The organism is Nocardia sp. CA-084685 (assembly GCF_050955785.1).
Lineage (GTDB): Bacteria > Actinomycetota > Actinomycetes > Mycobacteriales > Mycobacteriaceae > Nocardia.
Map to the genome: position 1 here is coordinate 3,018,847 of NZ_CP192094.1, position 19,057 is coordinate 3,037,903.

Consider the following 19,057-nt stretch of genomic DNA (forward strand, 5'->3'; position numbering starts at 1 on the left):
CGCTGCCCGCACCGCTTCTGGTCATCCCTCGTCAGGATCAATATAGTTAATGGATGGAAGTAACTGATTCGGTGTGGCGGATCATCCGAGCACTGGACACTGTTACGCGCCTGCAGCGCCGTGCCGCCGCGGCAGGGCCGTACGGACAGGTCGCGTTGGGCCTGTTGAATTTGGCGGCGCAGGGCGCGGTCCGTCCGTCGGACGCGGCGGCCGAGCTGGGAGTTCCGGCTCAGTCGATCAGTCGCGCAGTGGGACAGTTGATTTCGGCCGGTCTCATCCGGCAAGTGGGTTCACGCACTGACGGCCGGTCATACAGCGTGGAAGTGACCGACGCCGGGACCGAGGCTCGTGCCCGGTTCCGCGCGGAGCTCACCGAAAGTTTCGGCGCGCATCTGGACAGTTGGACACCGACCGAGATCACCGAGTTCACCACCCATCTGGAGCGGCTCGTCCGGTCGTTGTCAGCGGACGCTCGGGTGACCCGGGTGCGGCGGCCCGCGGGACCCAAGCCATGGCGGACAGCGACATGAACGGTGACGAGAACTTTTGCGACACGGAGGTACTCGTCGTCGGCGCCGGGCTCGCCGGTCTGGCTGTCGGCGCGTTCGCGGCCCTGCACGGCACCCAGGTGCTGGTGGCTGAACGGCACGCCGGGACGGCGCGGCATCCCAAAGCTCGGCTGGTCAACGCCCGTTCCATGGAGCTCTACACGGCGCTGGGTGTGCTCGAGCAGGTGCGCGCGGCCGGTGAGGAGCAAGGTGGGTTCGCGGTCGCCGAGCGCCTGGTGGATGAGCACACGGCGTGGATTCCGCCTGCGGAGCCCACCTCGGAAGCCACCGATCTCGCTGCGGTGCAACAGTATTCGTGCGACCAGCAGCGTCTGGAGCCGATCCTGTATCGCCGCGCTGTCGAACTCGGCGCGAGGGTCTCGTTCGAGACAACCGTCGCCGATCTCGTCGAGACGAGGGACGCCGTCACCGCGCGGCTGGTTCGGCCTGACGGCACGTCTCGGCGCGTTCGTGCCCGCTACGTCGTCGCGGCCGATGGTGCGCGCAGTTCGATACGTGGCCTGCGCGGCATCGGGTGGCGTGGCGAGCCCGTGCCCGGCACCGCCGTGAGCGCGCTGTTTCGCGCCGACCTCGAACCCGCGCTACGCGGACGCCGCGCTGACGCCATCTTCCTCCGGAGCGCGGAATCGTTCCTGTTCGCGCGCGGCGACGCCGACCAGCGGCGCTGGCAGCTCGGCACCTACCTCCGCCCCGATTGGGATCCAGACGACACGGCGACGCTACGACGACGGCTGACGACGATTCTCCGCGCCGCAACGGGTCTCGACGAACTACGACCCGAGATCGAGGACGTCCTCACCTGGACCGCCGGTGCCTACCTCGCCGATCGCTACCGCGACGGCCGCGTTTTGCTGCTAGGCGACGCAGCGCACACCATGCCGCAATACGGCGGCCTCGGCGGTAACACCGCCGTGCAGGACGCGCACAACCTGGCCTGGAAGCTCGCGGCGGTGTGCCGTGGCGACGCGCCCGCCTGCCTCCTGGACACCTACGAACGGGAGCGGCGGCCCCTCGGCGCTCTGACCATCGCCCAAGCCGTGCTGCGCGCCGGGAAGGTGCCCGGCCACCCCGATCCGCCGGGCCAGATCGATACCGCCACTTTGACACTCGGCTTCCGATACCCGCAGAACGGCTCACCGGACATCGCCCCGGACGCGCTGGTCGAAAACCCCGCGACGCCCAGCGGCGATCCGGGCACCCGGGCACCACACATCGCACTGTGTGACGGCGGGAGCCTGCTCGCTCTGCTGGATCCCACCAGCTTCACCTTCATCCATGACACTCATCACCCGCCACCTGGGCCGGTGGCCGGAATCACCGACCGCACAATCCTCCTCGACAACGTCGCGATGGCCCGCCGCGCTCGCTTCACCGCCGCCTATCGGGTAGGTGCACTGATCCGCCCAGACGGCGTTATCGCCTGGCGCACAACCGTTCCCGCCAGCACCGACGACCTGCGCGCAGCCGTGGACGACGCCTGGCACCGGCACTGTGAGGCCCGCTAGGCCGAGAATGGTCGGGTGAGGGCCAGTTTCCTCAGATTGGCACAAGCTCAGGTGTGACTTGCGCGCTCGACGGGTGTCCGGAGTCAGTGAGCGCTTCGAAAACTTCGGTGTCCAACAAGCCGGTCGTCCGATTGGCACCCGCGCGGCGACGCACGATATTCGGCATTACGGGATGTTCGGCCGCCGCAGCCACATCAGACCGCGCGGCAAATCTCGAACATGTTCCCGCGGCGGATCACCTGCTTTCGGTGGTCCCATGACTGGCAACGTGGTGGTCTCATAGAGGGGCAAATGACACTGCGGTCGCCACCGTGAGGTTGTCTCATCCAGGAATGGTGCAAGGCTCCGGGCCACATGTGTGGTCCCAGAGCCTTGCATACGTCGCACTGGCTCCGGGCCACATGTGGGGTCCCAGAGCCTTGCATACGTCGCACTGGCATGTAGAAGGGGGGGTTTGTCAGCTCACGACGGCTTGGACGGAGTTGTTGTAGCGCACGTATTGGTGCTCGGCATCATCGCCAGCGCAGAAAGCCGCGAGCATCTGCTCGACACGGCGGAACAGTTCCGCGCCGCAGCTTATGACGTAATCGGCAGGACAGTTGATCTCGATTCCGAGCGGGAACTGCAGGCGGTGCTGTGAGGTTCACCCCGAATGGTGGACAGGGGGTTAAGCGGCTTCAGTTGCCGCGGTGAGTGACTTCTCGTAGTTGTCGGGACTGAGCATCCCGATGCTGGAGTGTCGCCGGGTAGTGTTGTAGAAGTTGATCCAGTTGTCAACTGCGGCAACAAGTTCGGGGTCCGTGGCGAATACGTGCCGGTAGTAGTATTCGTGTTTGAAACTCGACCACAGCGATTCGGCTCCGGCGTTGTCCCAGATCCCGGTTGCACCCATCGACCGTCGCAGCCCGTGTCGTGCGCAGGCCTGGACCATGGCCGCGGCGGTGCCTTGGCTGCCGCGGTCCGAGTGCAGGATAGTGCCCGCGCAGCGGCCTCGGCGCGTGGTCACGGCCAATGTCGACGGCGGTGGTGACCAGCTCGACGCGCATGTGATCAGCAACGGCCCAGCCGAGCACCTTCTTGGAGTGCTCGTCGCGGACTGCGCATAAATACATGTCGATCCCGCCGCAGCTCAGATAGGTGTAGGGGTCGGACCGGGGCGCGGTGTCGGCGTTTCCGTCGATCCGTTTCCCCGATCCGCCCTCCGAACCCGCCGAGCGAATCTCTCCGCAACGGGCTCTCCACGGGTTATGCCATTGCCGCCGCTGTCACGGGCGGTCTCACCGTCCATGGGGTGTCGATCTTCGTGCCCCGGTAGCGATATCGGGTGACCTCAATCTTCTGCGGCCGGAACATTTCCCTCTTTCCGTCGCGGATCTGCCATCCGGGCAGAAATCTGCGATGGAACACACCCCAGGCCAGCCCGTGGTGCCGTTTGCGCATCCATGTCACCACTCGAGACCACGCGAAGTGGTCCAGGTATTGAAAGGTGCGTTTGGACACCCCGTGCTGGAAGTAGTTGCACCAGCCCCGCAGAACGGGATTCAGCCGATACAACAGGTCGGCGAGCGTTCGATGTTTGTGCCGTCTCGTCAGATCCCTGACATTGTCGGTGACCGAGATCAGCGACTTCTTCGACGGCCAGGTGTAGACGTAATGCTTGTTCGTGCCCCTCTTGACCTGCCGCTGGATGCGGAAGCCGAGAAACTCGAACCCCTCGTCGATATGGCAAACCCTGCTCTTCTCGACCGACAGGCGCAGGCCCATCGGCGCGAGCACCGCCGCGATCTCATCCCATAGCGCTTCGGCGTGGGCGCGTTCGCCGTGGACCATGACGCAGAAATCGTCCGCGTAGCGAACGATTTTCATCGTCGGGCCACCGGCACGCCGATGCTTGGCGCGTGTCCAATACGGGCCGAGCGCTTTCCATTTCGCCGCGAAGTGCTCGTCGAGTACGGACAGGGCGATATTGCTGAGCAACGGTGACAGGATTCCGCCTTGCGGAGTTCCGGTGATGGTGTCCCGAAAGTTGAGATCCTTCCCGAGGATGCCGGCTTTGAGGAACGACTTCACCAGGGCCAGAACGCGTTTGTCTCCAACACGGCGACGCACCCGGTCCATCAGGGCCGTGTGGTCGATCTCGTCGAAGCACGCCGTGATGTCTCCCTCGAACACCCAGTGGTAGGCCCGTGGCCCGCTGGCGAGGTAATGGATCTCGGCGATCGCGTCCTGTGCTCGCCTGCGTGGCCGGAAACCGTAGGAGCACGGATGAAAGTCCGCCTCGAAAATCGGTTCCAGTACCAGTTTCAGCGAGGCTTGCACGACCCGGTCGGCGACGGTAGCGATGCCCAGGCGGCGGAGCTTGCCGTTCGCCTTCGGGATCGTCACCTCCCGCACCGGATCCGGCCGAAACACACGCTCCTTCAGCCCATCACGCAGCTCCCGGAGCAGTCCAGCCGCCTCGTCCGGACCGAGGAATCGCGCCACGATCCCATCGGCCCCGGCCGAACGCGCGCCCTTGTTCGTCCGCACCCGCTCCCACGCCACCGTGAGGAACGCGGGATCGTGAACGAGGTTGAACAAATCATCGAACCGACGGTCGACATCATCGACCGCCCAATGGTGCAGCTTGCGCTGCATCCTGCGTACTCGCAGCTCCGCCGTGTCCGGATCGGGCCACGAAGCACTCGTATTCACAAGTGACCTCCACAGTCTGCTTGCTTGCCGCGAACCCGCTGGAGCCCTTCGCCATGTGACCGGCTTTCCCGGCCTCGGACTACTACGGCTCCTCCGCCCCGTCCTCCGGCATCGGCAGACGACGCACCTACCCCGCCCCGGTTCGGCGGGTTGCCGAACCAGGGCAGGGAGCCGAAAGACGGTTCCCGTGTTCACTGTTCACCGATCGACAGGTGAGGTGCCCAGCTATGCCCCTGCGACCTCGTCACGGCTACGCCGCAGACTTTCACCGTGACCTCCACGACCGGCGACATCTACCTGACCGCGGAGTTCCCCACCGCCATCGGCGGCGGGTGCGCGTCGCTGTCCAGCCCATATCCGCCAGGTTGGAGCTGGTGTTTCTCACTTAAGGAGCGTTCAGCCGCTGGTTCCTCGCGTACACCTTCCCGTCTCGCTTGCCGGACCCGACCCGTCTGGCAGTACCAGGCCGTCCCGTCGTTGTCAGGGCTGCTTCCCACCCTTTCCGGCGTCTCCCGGATCAGGCTGCCCCCAGCTTCATTCGGCCGCTGCGACGGCCTCATGGTGCAGGTCTTTCACCTCCACTCGGTTGAACAGCGCCTCACGGCGCTCGATATCGGTAGACCACACCGCATCGACACGACCCTGGTCGAAGCATCGCGCCACCAGATCCGCAGGCAACGACGCGGCCGGATCCACTACCGTGGTGCGGGTTTTGAAGGTGCGCGGACTGATCCCGGCCACCCCGATCTCGGCCATAATCTTGGCGACCGTCTTCTCCGACACGACTTCACCGGCGGCGCGTAGCTCAGCGGTGATCCGAGGCGACCCGTAGACCCCGCCCGAATCGCGATGGGCCGCCAGTACCTTCACTTCCAGATCGGTGCGGCGCTGCTGGCGATCGGTCAAAGTTGTTGCGGTGCCTCTTTTCACGTACTGGTAGTAGCCCGCCCTCGACACCTCCAACAACCGCGCCATACGAACAACATCGGCGCGGTCGGACCGCCCGGACCACCTGGTGGCGATATCGGAGCCGGCGCACTCCGCGGCCATCAGCTCGAACCGTTCCTGTTCTGCTGCATCGCCGCAAAGTACGCCGAATTATGCCGACATCGGCATAACTCGGCTTATGCCGCGCGGTGGGTTATGCCGACCGCTGCCTGAAATCTGGTGTGTCCGAAGGGTTCTTATCGGCATAATCCGGCGTGTCGGGTCAGAGTTCTTCGAGGAATGCGAGTAGCTGGTCGGGTGGATGGTATCGGCCGGGGCTGGTGTTGATCGGTTGGACGCGGGCGAGGGCTTGTTCCTTGAGGGTCATGTCGGCGTGGAGGTAGATCTGTGTGGTGGCGGGGCTTTCGTGGCCGAGCCAGAGCGCGATGACGGCGGTGTCGGTTCCGCTGTTCAGCAGTGCCATTGCCGCTGTGTGGCGAAGGGTATGTGGAGTGACTCGTTTGCTGGTGATCGTCGGTGCCGAGATGGCCGCGGTGGCAGCGTGTTTGGTGACCAGGCGGGCGACTGCATCGGTCGATAGCCGGTGCCCTTGACGGGTTGCGAAGACCGGGTCGGCGGGCTGGCCGCCGGTTTCGGTGGTCCAGGCTCGCAGCGCGGCGGCGGTGGGCCGGGTGATGGGGGTAGCGCGGTCTTTTCGTCCTTTGCCGTGGCAGCGGACGTGGGCGCCGGTGTCGAGGTGGATGTCGTCACGGGTCAGGGAGGTGAGTTCGGAGACGCGGAGCCCGGTTTGGCAGGCCAGCCGTAGCAGGGTGTGGTCGCGACGGCCGAGCCGGGTGGTGCGGTCGGGTGCGGCGAGCAGGGCCTGGGTTTCTTCGTTGGTGAGGAAGCAGACGATGGACCGGTCGCGTCGTTTCGGCGGGATCGACAACACGCGGCCGATATGGTCGGCGTGCTCGGGTATGTGCTGGGCGGCGTAGCGGAACAGGGAGTGGATCGCCGCGAGCCGGGCGTTGCGGGTAGCGATGCTGTTGGCCCGCTGATCCTCGAGGTGCTGCAGGAACCCGGTGATCAATTCGGTGTCCAGGTCGGTGATGTCGAGGCGGTCGGTGGGATCCCGAAGATCAACGGGCAGAACGAACTCGGTGGCATGATCGCGCCGGCGCGCCGGATCACACACCAGTTGCCAGCTTTGCGCCCCTATGCCGCAGACGATAGCGGTTACGATCCCGAACCCGGCACTGCTATTCCGGATCGTGATCCAGTGCTGGATACGCTCTGCGGTTTCGACGCAATTGCCGCGCTCATCGTCACCACTCGGCCCGGTCGCAACCCGGCAGAGACCGACAGCGGCTACTACCCGTCGTTCGGCAACTACTACTCGCGGCGCTCAGAACCCTGGTGGGCGAAGCTCGCAACCGATCCTCAGTTCAGGACTGAGGTGCTTGGCGAAGTTAGCGACGAAGTGCTCGGCGACGCCATGCTGGAAGTCGCGAATTCCGCCCAGCACGTGGGGCGCCAAGGGTTTGGACCCTGGTCGATCGAGACCGAGCCCGTGAAACATCTGGTCATCGACGCCCGACAGCGACATGGAACCTGATTTTCGCTAGTTCTAGACAACGGACCGGCTGCACGAAAGGCGCTGTACCCTCATCTGCCGCTGGTCGCGCGACGGACAGCCCGTCCGGAATGATTGGCTGGCATAGCTTTCCAACCCGGGCTTCTGCCGAGTTGAGGTCATTCCGACAATCTCGGGCAGCAAGCGGTTGGGGCCGAGGGTTGCCGCGTCGCGGATTGTTCGACGCTCAGCTCGCTAGCGGAGGCCGAGTGTGCTGGTGAGATGCGTGGTCCACCAGTGCACCTGGGCGTCGGGGGTCGCGGCCGCAAGACCGGTCAGTCCGGCGCTACGGCGGAATTCAGTGCCGTACAGCGGCTCGGTGGCGAGGGCTTGGTGGAGAGCGGCCACGGCGAGGCGGGTGTCCTCGATCGGGGCGTCGGCTGCGTCGGGTCGCAGGGCGTGCAGCGCGTCCACAACCGGATCGAGAATTCCTGATCCTTCGTCACGCCAACCGGCGGCGTGTAGTGCCGCTGCCAGTTCGCCGTAGCCCTGCCGGTAGAACATGGCCAACGTGTCGACCAGTTCGCCGACATCGGTGTCGCGGTCGAGCCAGGAGTTCAGCACCTGCCGCAGTCCCGCCCGGATCTTTCGCCCGCCTTGGCGCAGCAGTGCTTCCAGGAGGCTGTCCCGGCTCCCGAAATGGTGATAGACCCCCGCATCGGTCATCCCGACAGCGGTAGCGACCGCCCGCATCTCTACGGCGGTCACTCCGCCTTCGGCCAGCAGCCGCTCGGCGGCCTCCAGAATCACCTGCCTGGCCTGTTCGGGCGAACGACGCACCCGTGAACTCGTCATGCCGGGAACATTACCTTGACTTGCCAAGGTAATTGGTTCTACCGTCTTACCTTGACGTCACAAGGTATGGGGGGGTCCGGCAAATGATCGACTTCACTGCTCGGCGGGCACGGCACATCGTCCGCCCCGACGCGGTCCTGCGAGGCGAGGAGGCCGGCATCGGGCCGACGGTCCTGCTGCTGCATGCCGGTGGTGAACGCCGCGGAGTCTGGGCACCGGTCGCCGAGGTTCTCGTCGATGCCGGGTTCCGGTGTGTGGCCTTCGATCAACGCGGCCACGGCGACAGCGGCGGCTCGGCGCACGCGCTCGCGCCGTGCGCAGCCGACGTCGCCGCGATGGTGTGTGCCGAGCCCGCGGGGTGTGTGGTGGTCGGCGCCTCGCTGGGCGGGTTCGCCGCCATCGCAGCCCTGGAATCCCCAGCGGTGCGGGCGCGGATGGCAGGGCTGGTGCTGGTGGACGTCGTACCTGCCTTCGAGCTCGACCCGGTCCGCCGCTTCCTGGCCGCTCACGGGCTCGACGACGCCGAGATCGTCGAGGACATCTTCGCCGAACTTCCGCGGCTGCAACGGATCACCGCAGACCTCGACCTCCCCGTACTGTTGGTCCGCGGCGGCAGCGAATCGCCGGTCACCGACGACCAGGTGGACGGGCTGGTCCGGCTGGCTCCGCATGCCACCGTGGCTCGCGTGTGGGGAGCCGGCCACCTGGTCGCCCGGGACCGGCCGGTGGAGCTGGCCGAAACCATTGCTGCCCATACCGTCACGTGGCCAGCGCTGGCGCTGCTGCGTGATCTCGGCGCGGGCCGGCTCGACCACCCCGGCGGCAACCTCCTCGACCACCTCCACCGGGTGCACGACCTGGTGCGGAATTTGGGTGGAAGCCGGAACGTTTGCCTGGCCGCGCTCTGTCACGCCACCTACGGCACAGACGGTTTCCCGCACGCATTGCTACCGCTCGACGAGCGCAACCGTCTGCGCACGGCGATCGGCGACGAGGCCGAGGCCCTCGTCTACCGCTACGCCGCCTGCGACCGGACCGAAACCTACGCCTGCCTGGGTACGACTCCCCTCCCTCTCACCGACCGATTCACCGGCGACACAATAGATCTCACCACCAACGAGCTCACCGACTTCGCACTCCTGACCATCGCCAACGAACTCGACGTCGCCCGCCACGCCACACTCACGCCCGAGGCCCGCCGCGGCATCCGAGCCCTCGTGCAAGCACTGTCCACCTACGTACCCGCCGCAGCCGCCCAAGCACTCACGACCGAACCTTCGAATGAGCGGTAATGCCGAATTGAGGATTGTGGACGCAACTCATGGCCCGGGTCTGACTTCCAGGCTGTCTGCTCAGGGTTTGTGACGCGGCACCCACGTCGAGCGGTCGTTCGGGTATGTAATCAACTGCGCCGCAGGTGGACCGCGACCGGAGCCGACGCTGCCGGTGAAAATCTGAAACCGCGTTCGGTGTTGCTAATGTCCTCGAAAGTGGCTCCGATGACTTAACGCATCGTCACCGACAAACGGCGGAGAGAAGTATGCGACTCAGGCGTCTGAGAGTGAGCGGCTTCCGGAGCGTGGGTCCGGATCCGGTTGAGCTGCCCCTGGAAGAGTCAACGTTCTTGCTCGGCCCGAACGGTGCAGGAATCGCAGCCTTCCTGCACGCACTTGCCCGCATGTTTGGGTCAGAGGGCAGTCTTCGCCGGTTCAGTCGAAGCGACTCCACGTCCCAGTGGGCGAGTTATCCGAAGCCGTTGCTGCACGGAGTCTGTGGCTCGAGGCCGACTTCGTCTTCCCTGAACTCAACCACGAGACGTCCCAGCTCGTGGCGTCCACGACCGTTCCGCCGCACTTCGCGCACATGCGTTTGGACGCCCTGGACGGGCAGCCAACAGCGCGATTTCGGCTAAACGCGCATCTCGACGAGAATGGCGATATCACTGACGACCTCGTCTACGTGCTCGCGGTCGACGGCAACGACGAGCCCACACGCACGGCTGTAGTCAATCGGTACGATCGCGGCACGATTCAAGTGCACTACCTTCCAGCGCGGCGCAACCTAGCCGACCATGTCTCCTACGCGGCCAACTCTCTGCTCGGTCGGCTGTTGCGTGCTGCGGACTGGCGAGCGGAACGCGCCACCGTCAACGAGCTGGGCAAGACCATTAGCGATACCTTAGCCACAAACACTGCGATCGCGATGGCATGAGTGAGACGAGGTCGACCCATGCGGCCCCGCCGCACGGCACGTCATTGTCCGAACTGCCTGGCGGCACAGCCGTGATTTGCCACCTGCCAAGCGTCCCAATTCCCAACCGCTTCTGGCGCAAAACCGCAGAGGAAATCCTCGAATCACTCGCTAAATGTCTCAACGCATTTCAGGCGCAGGACACTAGATTGTCACGGTATGGGTGATGTCATCTATCCCGCAGTAGTTCTCGCTGTCAGGGTGGCGTCTCGCGCGCTGGGGCTGCGGATCCGGATCCGTGGCGAGGTGAACATCCCCGCAACGGGCGGCGCGGTGATCGTCGCCAATCATGTGTCCTACCTGGACCCGTTCGCAGTCGCTTTGGGCGCAGTCGGGCGCTGTGTGCGGTTCCTGGCGTTGCAGGAGTTGTTCGACCACCGGGTGTACGGGCCGATGATGCGCGGCCTGCGACAGATTCCGATCCGGCCCATGAGCGGAGGCGCGGCATATGACGCAGCCACGGACGCACTGAAGTCCGGCGAGGTGGTCGGCGTGTTCGCCGAGGCCACTATTGCCCAGTCGTTTACCGTCCAGCGGCTGCGGACCGGCGCAGCCCGACTAGCAGGCGCGGCTGGCGTGCCGCTGATCCCTGTTGCGGTGTGGGGAACGCACCGGTTGTGGACCAAGGCCCGGCGTGAGCTGATCCAGCCACTGCTGCCCATCACCGTCCTCATCGGCGAACCATTGCGCCCGACATCCCAGGACGATCCCGAGGAGGTCACCGAGCAACTGCGCGTAGCTATGCAGGCACTACTGGACTGCGCACAACGCGAGTACCCGTGCTCTGGGACCGAGAAGTGGTGGCAGCCTGAGCATCTCGGCGGCACCGCACCCGGCCCTGAGGAGGCCGCGGCGCGGGACGCCGATGAGAACGCTACGCGCCGTGGGCAGGTCTCGTGAGCTCGACCTGCGTGTTCCTGCACGCCCATCCAGACGACGAGTCCCTGTTGACCGCGGGCACGATGGCGCGCCTGGCCGCCGAGGGCCATCGGGTCGTCCTGGTGGTCGCCACAGACGGTGAAGCGGGACTCACGGATTCGCCTGCCGGGACCGAACTCGGCGCGCGACGGCGGCGGGAAACGATGGACTCGGCTGCCGCCCTCGGCTGCGCGCGGGTGCAGTTCCTCGGCTACGGCGATTCCGGATCGGATGGTGCCGCACCGAACTCGTTCTCCGCCACGCCAGTCGAGCAGGCTGCGGAGCGGATCGCCGCACTCCTGGTCGAGGAGCGCGCCGAGCTGGTCACGTCCTACGACCCGGCGGGGGGCTATGGGCATCCCGACCACGTTCATCTGCACCACGTGGGTTCGCTCGCGGCGCGGATCGCGGGCACCCCAGTACTGCTGGAAGCCACCGTCGACCGCGACATGTTGCTGCGGGCGATCCAGATCGCCGCCCTGTTTCGCCTGACACCGACCGGGCTGACGCCGGACCGGCTCGCCAGCAGCTATTCGCCCGGCAGCGCGATCACTCACCGGGTGAACGTACGCGGCTACGCAGCAGGCAAGCGGGCGAGCATGGCCGCGCATGCCAGCCAGGCGGCTGGCGGTGACGGAGTGCGCACGTTGGCCGCTCTGCTGCGGTTGCCGCAGCCGGTGTTCCGATGGGTACTCGGCACGGAATGGTTTGTGCGGCGCAATGTTTGATCTCCGCATCGAACGCGATCTGTCCATCCCGATGGCTGACGGCACGCTGTTGCTCGCCGATCTCTACCTGCCTGCCAACAGCCCGGCACAGGCGACAATCCTGGTTCGGTCGCCGATGGGCCGCCGCCCGATGGGCATCCTCTACGGCTGCTACTTCGCTCGACACGGCTTCCAGGTCGTCGTGCAGGACGGAAGATCCTGCGACGAGGTGTTGCCTTTGAGCACCGAGCGCGAGGATGGTCTTGCCACGGTGGCGTGGCTGCGCGGACAACCCTGGTTCCGCGGGCCCCTCGCGTTGCACGGCATGAGCGCGATGGGGTTCGCACACTGGGCTATTGCGGCCGACGTGACCGAATTACGCGCGATGTCGGTGCATGTGGCGTCGTCGTCGATCGCTGACACGATCTTTACCGGCGGGTCGACCGCGCTGGAGTCGGTGCTCATTTGGTGCTCCAACCACAGCTTCACCACCGCACTGCTGGCACCCAGGCGGGCGCGCCGCGCCATTGCGTCCGGTCGGCCCGCGGCCGAACTCGACGTGGCGACCGGAGGCAGAGCGGTACCGTTCTACCAAGCCGTCATCGCTGACGGAGGGCCAGGCAGCCCGCTGCGAGCAAGATTGGATCACAGCCATGCGCCCCGATCCGGCGTCATGGCATCGGTGCATCTGGTCGGCGGATGGTATGACGTCTTCCTGCCCGGCCTGATTCGCGACTTTCTCGGGCTGCGGGCGGCGGGCGCCGCACCACACCTGACGGTCGGGCCGTGGGGGCACTATCACCCTCAGCTGTTTCTCACCGCGAACCGCGAAGCACGGCAATGGTTCCGGGCGCATCTGTGCGGTGACCGCGCGGGTTTGCGGGAGCTTCCTGTCCGGCTGTTCGTCACTGGGGCACGGCAATGGCGCGACTACGCCGACTGGCCCCTGCCCGGAACCCGCCCGGTCCCATGGTTCTTGCGCACGGGCGGGCGATTGTCCCGAAATGGCCCTGAGGAGTCTGGTGGTGACCGTTACCGCTATGACCCCGCCGACCCAACCCCGGCACCGCGAGGGCCGGTGATCGTTGGCCAATCTCGACCCGAGGACTGCCGGAGGATCGAGACCCGCGCAGACCTGCTGACCTACACCAGCGAACCGCTGAGTGCTGCGGTGGAGGTAATCGGCACTGCGGCGGCGCGGCTGTATTTCCACAGCAGTCCGCCGACGGGCGCAGACTTCGTGGTGCGGCTGTGCGATGTGCATCCCGACGGTCGCTCATACAACATCTGTGAGGGCGTGCGTCGGGTCGGCCATGAGACAACGGGCAAGGTCGAGGTCGAATTGTGGCCGATAGCCCACCAATTCGCGGCAGGTCATCGACTCCGAGTGCATGTTTGTGGTGCCGCGGTGCCGCGCTTTGCCCGCCACCGCGAGGTCGTGGAGCAGAAGGTTTTCCACGACCCGCAAAGACCGAGCGCGGTGGTGCTGCCGATCGTCACCACCACGTCTTGAACGTCTCGAACGCTACCGCCTCGTTGTGGCCGGAGCGATTCACCGTGTGATGCAACGCTCCCACGAACGCACCAGTGGATTCGAGTGGCGTGCCGCTCACGGGTACCACGAGCCGCGATATTCGCCGCCGGGCCAGATGCGCCGAGATCCACACATCATCCTGCCACCGCACCTCGTCGGGCCAACCTTCGAAATCATGCACAGCCTCGTCCAGCGATCCGGGGGGAATCAGATATCCCCACATGCCCATCAACACGTCGACCGGGACGTGCTCGAGTACCGCCGTCCCGTAAACATGCCCGAGATACCTTGGGTCACAACCGAATCGGACATGCTGGCCGCGCAATCCCAGCGCTGCGGTCGAATCCTGGCGATGGGCGGCGAGCAGGTCCTCGAGGAAGGTCTCAGGGTAGATCGCGTCGTCGTCGACGACCACCAGCACCGCGTTCGGCTCCGCCCGCAGCGCGGGCAGCAACTTCGTCGCCGGACCCTCGTCCTCGCACCGCACAATGTCCACCCCGGCGGGCAGCGACGGCGGGTCGGGGTAGGCAGCCCCCGACCGGAGCGAATGCCGCGGCCAGGCCAGCAGCAGCCGATCGGCGGGGACGGTCTGGTCCAGAAGGCTGCGCAGGACCGGGCGCAGGTGCCTGCGTCGTCGCGGCACGGTCGACAGTGTCACGACGACGCGTTCGGCACGTGCGGGCACCATTCGCGCAGCCGGGTCGTTCCGCAGTAGTCGGGCCGCCCGGGTCACATCGCGAGTCAGGCTGGCAAGGGTGGCGTTACCGAACCGTTTGCGCAGATGATCAACGTTGCTCCAAGAGATCCGGGCGACATGCACAGGCGAAATCATCAGGCGGCCTTCCCTGCCGCCGTAGCTCGGGACATGCTCGCTCGACGTTCCGCCTCGTCATAGCAATGGCGAAGCCGATCCAGCACGACCGGCCAACTGTGTTCCGACGGTGCCACCGTGCGGTTGTGCGAGGTCATCCGGTGGTGCAGTTGCATATCGCGCCCGAGCTGCACCAAGGCCGTCACCAGCTCGGCTGACGTGCCGCCCAACAACCCCTCACGCCCGTGCTCGACGAAATCGGCCACTCCCGTACCGGATCGGGCGACCACCGGCAGCCCCGCGGTGCGCGCTTCCAACGTGGCGAGCCCGAACGCCTCGCGACTAGTCACGTTCAGGTAGACATCCGCGGTGGCCAAGATGTCACCGATGGTGTGCTGATCCTGTACCCCGACCAAGTGCACCCACCCGGTCATGCCATGCCGATACAGGTACCGGCGCATCGCGTCCGTGCGTGGACCGGCGCCGACAACGGTGGCTTGCACCGCGACCTCACCATCGAGCCGTTGCTGGGCCATCCGAAGAACTTTCAACAGGATCAACGGTTGTCGACGGGTCACCAACCGGCCGACGGAGACGACATGTAGTTCTCCCGATAGGCGAGAGGTGTTCTGCTGCAATGCCGGTGAGATGCCATTGGGAACAACAACGGTCGCGGTCCCAGGCAGCGCGCGGGCGACCTGGTCGGCGACCACTGTGCTCACCGCGGTCAGCACGAACCGACGTCGCCAGTCACCGGCCCTTCCGATCACGCGATAGCCCGCCCGCACGGGCGCGTCCCACATACTGTGCACTGTCATCACGGTCGGAATCCGGAGCAGCCCTAGCTGTCTCGCGGAGCGCAACGCGAACGGTGAATAGACGCTCAGATGCACATGCGCCACCTGTGGTCGTAGGCGCAGCAGCAACGAACGCAGGTGCCCAGCCCGGGTGATGCGATGCACCCTGTAGGGCATTGCCATATCGTCGTCGGTCCCGCTGGTCACAGTGATCACATGGACTTCCTCGCCCGCAGCTGTTTGGGCGCGCGCCAGCCGCTCGATCTGAACCTCGATGCCGCCGACGCGGGGGGTGAAGACATCAGTAACGTGCACGATCACGCGTCAACCCCTCGACTGGATCCAACGCACCCACTGTGCGCTGATCATGAATCATAGTGAAGGTAAACTATGATGATCAGTGTTCTTGCGGCACTGAGGCAAAGGTGGCGGCGTGAACGAAACTCGGGTGCCCGCCGACGATGGCACCGGACTGCATGTCGAGCTCGATGGCGATCGCGACGCGAGGCGAGTCATCATCTTCGTCAGCGGGATCAACACCGCACTTGTCTACTGGAGTCGGCAGCGCAAGACACTCGCGGATCTGGGCACGATCGTCCTATTCGACCATCGCGGTCACGGCCGCTCCGACGAATCCCCGGTCCACAGCGCTACCGTCGGCCAACTCGGCCTCGACATCGCCGCGATCATCGACTCCGTCGTGCCCGATCGACCGGTAGTCTTGATCGCGCATTCGATGGGAGGTATGGCCGTATGTGCCTTGGCTGCTCATCGGCCAGAGCTCTTCGGCACCCGCATCGTGGGCGTCGCATTGTTGGACACCGTCCCATCACGATGGGGTGAAATCGCGCTACGGCTGCCCGGTTTCGTGACCCGCGTGTTGGTCCGAGTGCTCTGGCGGGTGGTACCTCCGCTGCGCCGGCTGCTCACCGATACCAGCGAGCGACGACACCCGGCATACGACTCGAGCAGCCAGGCGCGTACCGGTCCGCGTAGGCGACTCGCGCACATCGACCGCGCGCGCCGGCTCGTCACGTCATTGCGAACCATCAGTCTGCTGGCATTGATCGCCGACACCGCCCTGTGCGACCACAGCGCAGGGTTGGCCACACTCGGGACCACTCCCGTGTTGGTGGTTGCGGGAGATGGTGATCGGTTCATCCCGCTTCGGCACAAAACCGATGCCGCCGCGAGTATTTCGGGTGCACAGCTCGTAATCATTCCCGACGCAGGACATCTGAGTTCGATCAAGAAACCCGAAGAGGTCGACCTGCACCTGCGTGCTTTCATCACGAGTCTGGATCTCGCAGAGTGCCGGGCATGAAGAGACCGCCTGTCTCGTCCTGGGGCCGGAGAGCGGTGGGACGCGCATGTTGGCGCGGGCGTTCGTGGCTGCGGGCTGCTTCGGGGACGGCGGCAGCGGCGCATTACGGGGGACACGAAGACCTCCGGATCGGTGAATGCGTTTGCTTGGCAGCTCCCACTTCACCCGGAGATCTTCGCCAGGTCAGCTCGCCACGCCGTTACCAACGTCCATGGCAGAACACCCAGGCTGTGCTCCGGTATTTGTTGCCTAGGATGAACTTTCGTGACTATCGATGATCGAGCCAGGCGGCGCTACCTCGTCTGTCACGACTATGGGATGGGCGGAATCTGGTGGTGGATTACTGCACGGTCCGCGCGTGAAATCGTCGAAACCTTCGCTGAAGTCGAGGTCGTGGACGATCCCGAGCGGATCGCGCGCTTCAACGATTCCGATCTCGACGAAGTCGATATCGATGACTCACAGATGCCTCGAGGGCTCGACAACCTTCGTGCGAAGCGGGATGCGCAGCGAGGCCAGTCCGGTTTCGGTGTGCTGATCGACCGGGGCGTTGTATATCTGCGCCAGCGGTGGGACGGCGAGCAGGCGGTTGCGGCGGCCGACTATCTCACGGAAATCGGTCCGGACGGTCGCCGCACGCGGCAGGTCGAGGTACGCGATGACGGCGGCGCGGTGCGCACCGGGCCCGACGATTGGGCGCTGAATCCGCCGATCGATCTGTGGGACCCAGGGTTGGCGAAGTGTGTGATCAGCGAGGATGAGTTCGAACGAAGTTGGGCGACAGCGGAATCCGCGCCGACCGACTGGTGACCGACAGGTTCAGCGGTGCGCCGACCCTGTGCCGCAGCCGCGGTTGGGTAGGCCGTGTGGAGACGTGCCAGTACTCGCTGGTTCTTTTCGGCACGGCCTGTCGGCACGGCCTGTCGGCATGGCCTGTCGGCGCGATCGATGACCAAGACGGCAATTCGCTGGAATATTGCTGATAGTCAAACGGGTTCGGCGTGTTGGGTTCTGACACGCCGAACCCGGTCGGGAGCTGCTAAAGGGCGCGTCTGGTCACAGAACCGTGCGGCCCGACACGCGGAGGGCGGATAGGGTCTGGTGGTGCTTGCGTCGGCATCCAGATCATGGCTTTGATTGCCGATTTCGTCATTCGATCCGTCCCACCAAAATCTCACACTTTTGATGGGATTTACCCAGATCTGATGCGATGCAGCGGGGCCGAGTTCGATTGCGCCGAACAGGCCCTGACCAGGCATGATGAGGCTCGTCGAGGCCTGTCGATGAAATTAGAACCTGTGTCAGGCCGGCCCAGACCAGGATGACGGGTTCGCCGTCGAAGTGGCGGTGCAGTTCGGTGAGGAACTCGATCAGGGTTTCGGTGTTGTAGGCGGCTTCTTTCATCGCGAACACGAACGCGGCCTCGCTGCGGTCGGGCCGGTAGGCGAGCACGCCGGACATCGACATGCTTTTCCAGGAAAACCGATGCCGCAGAACCGGTGTGACACCTCGCGGCGCCCAGGTCGCTCTCACTGCGGGCAGCAGGGAGAATCTGCTTTCGTCCTGGAAGCAGATCCACGCGCTTCGGCGCCGAGCGCTCTTTTATGCGCGGCCACTCGGTCTTGCGCCACGCCTCGATCGCGGCGTCGTCGCGCTCGACCGCGCGCCGCGCCGGGCGCTGCTGGCTCCAGCCCATCCGCTCCCTCAGGATGGTCCAGGTTTGGGTCTGCGAATGCCGGACCCCGGTGATGCACTCGATCACCTCGGCCACCCGCGCCAAGGTCCACATATCGGTGCCGAGACCATTCGCCTTGGGCCCCTTCGCCAAGACGGCTTCGACCTCGAGAACCTGCTCATCGCTCAACCGCGGCCGGCGACCCGCCCGGCCTGCACCCGCCAACCCGTCACGTCCGCCCTCGATCCATGCCTTGTGCCAGCGCGACGGAGTCTGCGCCGACACCCCGAACTCCACCACCACATCGACCTGCCGCCGCCGGGCCTCGAACATCTCCACCGCCCGCATTCGACGCTCCTGCAACGCGTCGAAATCCCGGCCCGCCCTCGCCCGCTTCGACTTTCGGCTCCTCTTCCGACCGCCCGGCGGCGGTGACTGCACAACCACACACCAATTGCCCTACGCCGCAGAGCAAACCGACCGCAACTACTCACCCAATAACCGAAAGATCTTTAATGGCCGCCTACCGCGCGTTTTGGTGGTCACTGGGCAGACATAGATGAAGGTCAAAGGTTCCTAATTCACTGGTGAAGGTCATGTATTCGGGGAGTGCGCTATTCCCGGCGAAGCCGTACTGGTGTGCCCCGCGTCGGCCACCGGCTGGCCCATATGTCGCCAAGCGGACGTTGAGGGATGGCCGGGTCAGTGAAAGTTGTGTCGGCGTGTCAGCGACGGAAGCGTGCGACGAACGCGCGGTGATGCCGATGACCGCGCGCGCAGAAGGGCCGCCGTGTCGGGATCGGTGTACCGCGGCCTGGCGCCGTGGCAGGGGGCGAGAACCACAGAGATCTCTCACGAGTCATGGGAGCGAGGCCCGACCCAGCCCAGTAGCGTCCAGGGCGAACGAAGGAGATC

General features: G+C 65.4%; 19 protein-coding genes and 1 pseudogene. 11 read left to right on the top strand and 9 right to left on the bottom strand.

Going from position 1 to position 19,057, the window contains the following annotated elements; genetic code table 11:
- Positions 1–53: 53 nt before the first annotated feature.
- The 3 genes from ACQP2U_RS13660 to ACQP2U_RS13670 all read left to right on the top strand — a co-directional run bounded on the left by ACQP2U_RS13660 (position 54) and on the right by ACQP2U_RS13670 (position 2,714).
- Positions 54–530, top strand: a complete 477-nt coding sequence (locus ACQP2U_RS13660) for a MarR family winged helix-turn-helix transcriptional regulator (protein WP_433714977.1) — start codon at positions 54–56, stop codon at positions 528–530.
- Positions 512–2,074, top strand: a complete 1,563-nt coding sequence (locus ACQP2U_RS13665; RefSeq protein WP_433714978.1) for an FAD-dependent monooxygenase — start codon at positions 512–514, stop codon at positions 2,072–2,074. Before ACQP2U_RS13660 ends, ACQP2U_RS13665 begins: the two co-directional genes overlap by 19 nt.
- A gap of 502 nt (positions 2,075–2,576) precedes the next feature.
- Entirely contained in the window at positions 2,577–2,714 is a 138-nt protein-coding gene (locus tag ACQP2U_RS13670) for a hypothetical protein (RefSeq protein ID WP_433714979.1), read from the top strand.
- A 27-nt stretch (positions 2,715–2,741) separates the two neighbouring features.
- Here ACQP2U_RS13670 and ACQP2U_RS13675 read toward each other — a convergent pair whose 3' ends face one another.
- The 4 genes from ACQP2U_RS13675 to ACQP2U_RS13690 all read right to left on the bottom strand — a co-directional run bounded on the left by ACQP2U_RS13675 (position 2,742) and on the right by ACQP2U_RS13690 (position 6,893).
- A complete protein-coding gene (locus tag ACQP2U_RS13675) occupies positions 2,742–3,080 on the bottom strand; it encodes a transposase (RefSeq protein ID WP_433714980.1) in 339 nt (112 codons plus the stop codon).
- A 239-nt stretch (positions 3,081–3,319) separates the two neighbouring features.
- The gene (gene ltrA / locus ACQP2U_RS13680) at positions 3,320–4,768 is read right to left on the bottom strand and encodes a group II intron reverse transcriptase/maturase (RefSeq protein ID WP_433709398.1); all 1,449 of its coding nucleotides are present in this window, start codon (positions 4,766–4,768) and stop codon (positions 3,320–3,322) included.
- Between the two features lie 534 nt (positions 4,769–5,302).
- Complete coding sequence (locus tag ACQP2U_RS13685) at positions 5,303–5,743, bottom strand: IS3 family transposase (RefSeq protein ID WP_433714981.1); 441 nt, start codon at positions 5,741–5,743, stop codon at positions 5,303–5,305.
- Between the two features lie 235 nt (positions 5,744–5,978).
- Positions 5,979–6,893, bottom strand: coding sequence for a tyrosine-type recombinase/integrase (locus tag ACQP2U_RS13690; protein ID WP_433714982.1), 915 nt, complete (start codon positions 6,891–6,893; stop codon positions 5,979–5,981).
- Here ACQP2U_RS13690 and ACQP2U_RS13695 point away from each other — a divergent pair.
- Positions 6,864–7,313 carry a hypothetical protein gene (locus ACQP2U_RS13695; protein ID WP_433714983.1) on the top strand — a complete coding sequence of 150 codons (450 nt, stop codon included), beginning with the start codon at positions 6,864–6,866 and terminating at the stop codon, positions 7,311–7,313. The two genes, ACQP2U_RS13690 and ACQP2U_RS13695, sit on opposite strands and share 30 nt — an antisense overlap.
- A 213-nt stretch (positions 7,314–7,526) precedes the next feature.
- Here ACQP2U_RS13695 and ACQP2U_RS13700 read toward each other — a convergent pair whose 3' ends face one another.
- The gene (locus tag ACQP2U_RS13700; RefSeq protein WP_433714984.1) at positions 7,527–8,126 is read right to left on the bottom strand and encodes a TetR/AcrR family transcriptional regulator; all 600 of its coding nucleotides are present in this window, start codon (positions 8,124–8,126) and stop codon (positions 7,527–7,529) included.
- A gap of 83 nt (positions 8,127–8,209) precedes the next feature.
- Between ACQP2U_RS13700 and ACQP2U_RS13705 the strand changes: the two genes are divergently transcribed.
- From ACQP2U_RS13705 to ACQP2U_RS13725, 5 genes are all read left to right on the top strand, one after another.
- The gene (locus tag ACQP2U_RS13705) at positions 8,210–9,418 is read left to right on the top strand and encodes an alpha/beta fold hydrolase (RefSeq protein WP_433714985.1); all 1,209 of its coding nucleotides are present in this window, start codon (positions 8,210–8,212) and stop codon (positions 9,416–9,418) included.
- A gap of 442 nt (positions 9,419–9,860) precedes the next feature.
- Entirely contained in the window at positions 9,861–10,337 is a 477-nt protein-coding gene (locus ACQP2U_RS13710) for a hypothetical protein (protein ID WP_433714986.1), read from the top strand.
- A 198-nt stretch (positions 10,338–10,535) separates the two neighbouring features.
- Positions 10,536–11,276 (top strand): lysophospholipid acyltransferase family protein, encoded by a 741-nt coding sequence (locus ACQP2U_RS13715; RefSeq protein WP_433714987.1) that lies wholly within the window; start codon positions 10,536–10,538, stop codon positions 11,274–11,276.
- Entirely contained in the window at positions 11,273–12,022 is a 750-nt protein-coding gene (locus tag ACQP2U_RS13720) for a PIG-L deacetylase family protein (protein ID WP_433714988.1), read from the top strand. Before ACQP2U_RS13715 ends, ACQP2U_RS13720 begins: the two co-directional genes overlap by 4 nt.
- Positions 12,015–13,514 (top strand): CocE/NonD family hydrolase, encoded by a 1,500-nt coding sequence (locus ACQP2U_RS13725; protein WP_433714989.1) that lies wholly within the window; start codon positions 12,015–12,017, stop codon positions 13,512–13,514. The genes ACQP2U_RS13720 and ACQP2U_RS13725 overlap by 8 nt, the downstream gene beginning before the upstream one ends.
- Here the strand turns inward: ACQP2U_RS13725 and ACQP2U_RS13730 are convergent.
- Entirely contained in the window at positions 13,498–14,367 is an 870-nt protein-coding gene (locus ACQP2U_RS13730) for a hypothetical protein (RefSeq protein ID WP_433714990.1), read from the bottom strand. The two genes, ACQP2U_RS13725 and ACQP2U_RS13730, sit on opposite strands and share 17 nt — an antisense overlap.
- Positions 14,367–15,464: a glycosyltransferase family 4 protein gene (locus ACQP2U_RS13735; RefSeq protein WP_433714991.1), complete on the bottom strand. Its 1,098-nt coding sequence runs from the start codon at positions 15,462–15,464 to the stop codon at positions 14,367–14,369. Before ACQP2U_RS13735 ends, ACQP2U_RS13730 begins: the two co-directional genes overlap by 1 nt.
- 112 nt (positions 15,465–15,576) lie before the next feature.
- Here ACQP2U_RS13735 and ACQP2U_RS13740 point away from each other — a divergent pair, with 112 nt between their 5' ends.
- Both ACQP2U_RS13740 and ACQP2U_RS13745 read left to right on the top strand, forming a co-directional pair.
- Positions 15,577–16,467 carry an alpha/beta fold hydrolase gene (locus ACQP2U_RS13740; RefSeq protein ID WP_433714992.1) on the top strand — a complete coding sequence of 297 codons (891 nt, stop codon included), beginning with the start codon at positions 15,577–15,579 and terminating at the stop codon, positions 16,465–16,467.
- 264 nt (positions 16,468–16,731) lie between these two features.
- Positions 16,732–17,277 (top strand): hypothetical protein, encoded by a 546-nt coding sequence (locus ACQP2U_RS13745; RefSeq protein ID WP_433714993.1) that lies wholly within the window; start codon positions 16,732–16,734, stop codon positions 17,275–17,277.
- 339 nt (positions 17,278–17,616) lie between these two features.
- Here ACQP2U_RS13745 and ACQP2U_RS13750 read toward each other — a convergent pair whose 3' ends face one another.
- Complete coding sequence (locus ACQP2U_RS13750; protein WP_433716459.1) at positions 17,617–18,042, bottom strand: transposase; 426 nt, start codon at positions 18,040–18,042, stop codon at positions 17,617–17,619.
- Positions 18,043–18,097: 55 nt separating this feature from the next.
- Positions 18,098–18,490, bottom strand: a pseudogene (locus ACQP2U_RS13755) (winged helix-turn-helix domain-containing protein); the annotation flags it as partial.
- Positions 18,491–19,057 lie beyond the last annotated feature (567 nt).

Bases quoted from the DNA above. Each gene is read 5' to 3' on its own strand.
- ACQP2U_RS13685 (WP_433714981.1), bottom strand. From the start codon at position 5,743: ATGGCGCGGTTGTTGGAGGTGTCGAGGGCGGGCTACTACCAGTACGTG.
- ACQP2U_RS13700 (WP_433714984.1), bottom strand. From the start codon at position 8,126: ATGACGAGTTCACGGGTGCGTCGTTCGCCCGAACAGGCCAGGCAGGTG.
- ACQP2U_RS13725 (WP_433714989.1), top strand. From the start codon at position 12,015: ATGTTTGATCTCCGCATCGAACGCGATCTGTCCATCCCGATGGCTGAC.
- ACQP2U_RS13665 (WP_433714978.1), top strand. From the start codon at position 512: ATGGCGGACAGCGACATGAACGGTGACGAGAACTTTTGCGACACGGAG.
- ACQP2U_RS13730 (WP_433714990.1), bottom strand. From the start codon at position 14,367: ATGATTTCGCCTGTGCATGTCGCCCGGATCTCTTGGAGCAACGTTGAT.
- ACQP2U_RS13705 (WP_433714985.1), top strand. From the start codon at position 8,210: ATGATCGACTTCACTGCTCGGCGGGCACGGCACATCGTCCGCCCCGAC.
- ACQP2U_RS13660 (WP_433714977.1), top strand. From the start codon at position 54: ATGGAAGTAACTGATTCGGTGTGGCGGATCATCCGAGCACTGGACACT.
- ACQP2U_RS13695 (WP_433714983.1), top strand. From the start codon at position 6,864: ATGATCGCGCCGGCGCGCCGGATCACACACCAGTTGCCAGCTTTGCGC.
- ACQP2U_RS13715 (WP_433714987.1), top strand. From the start codon at position 10,536: ATGGGTGATGTCATCTATCCCGCAGTAGTTCTCGCTGTCAGGGTGGCG.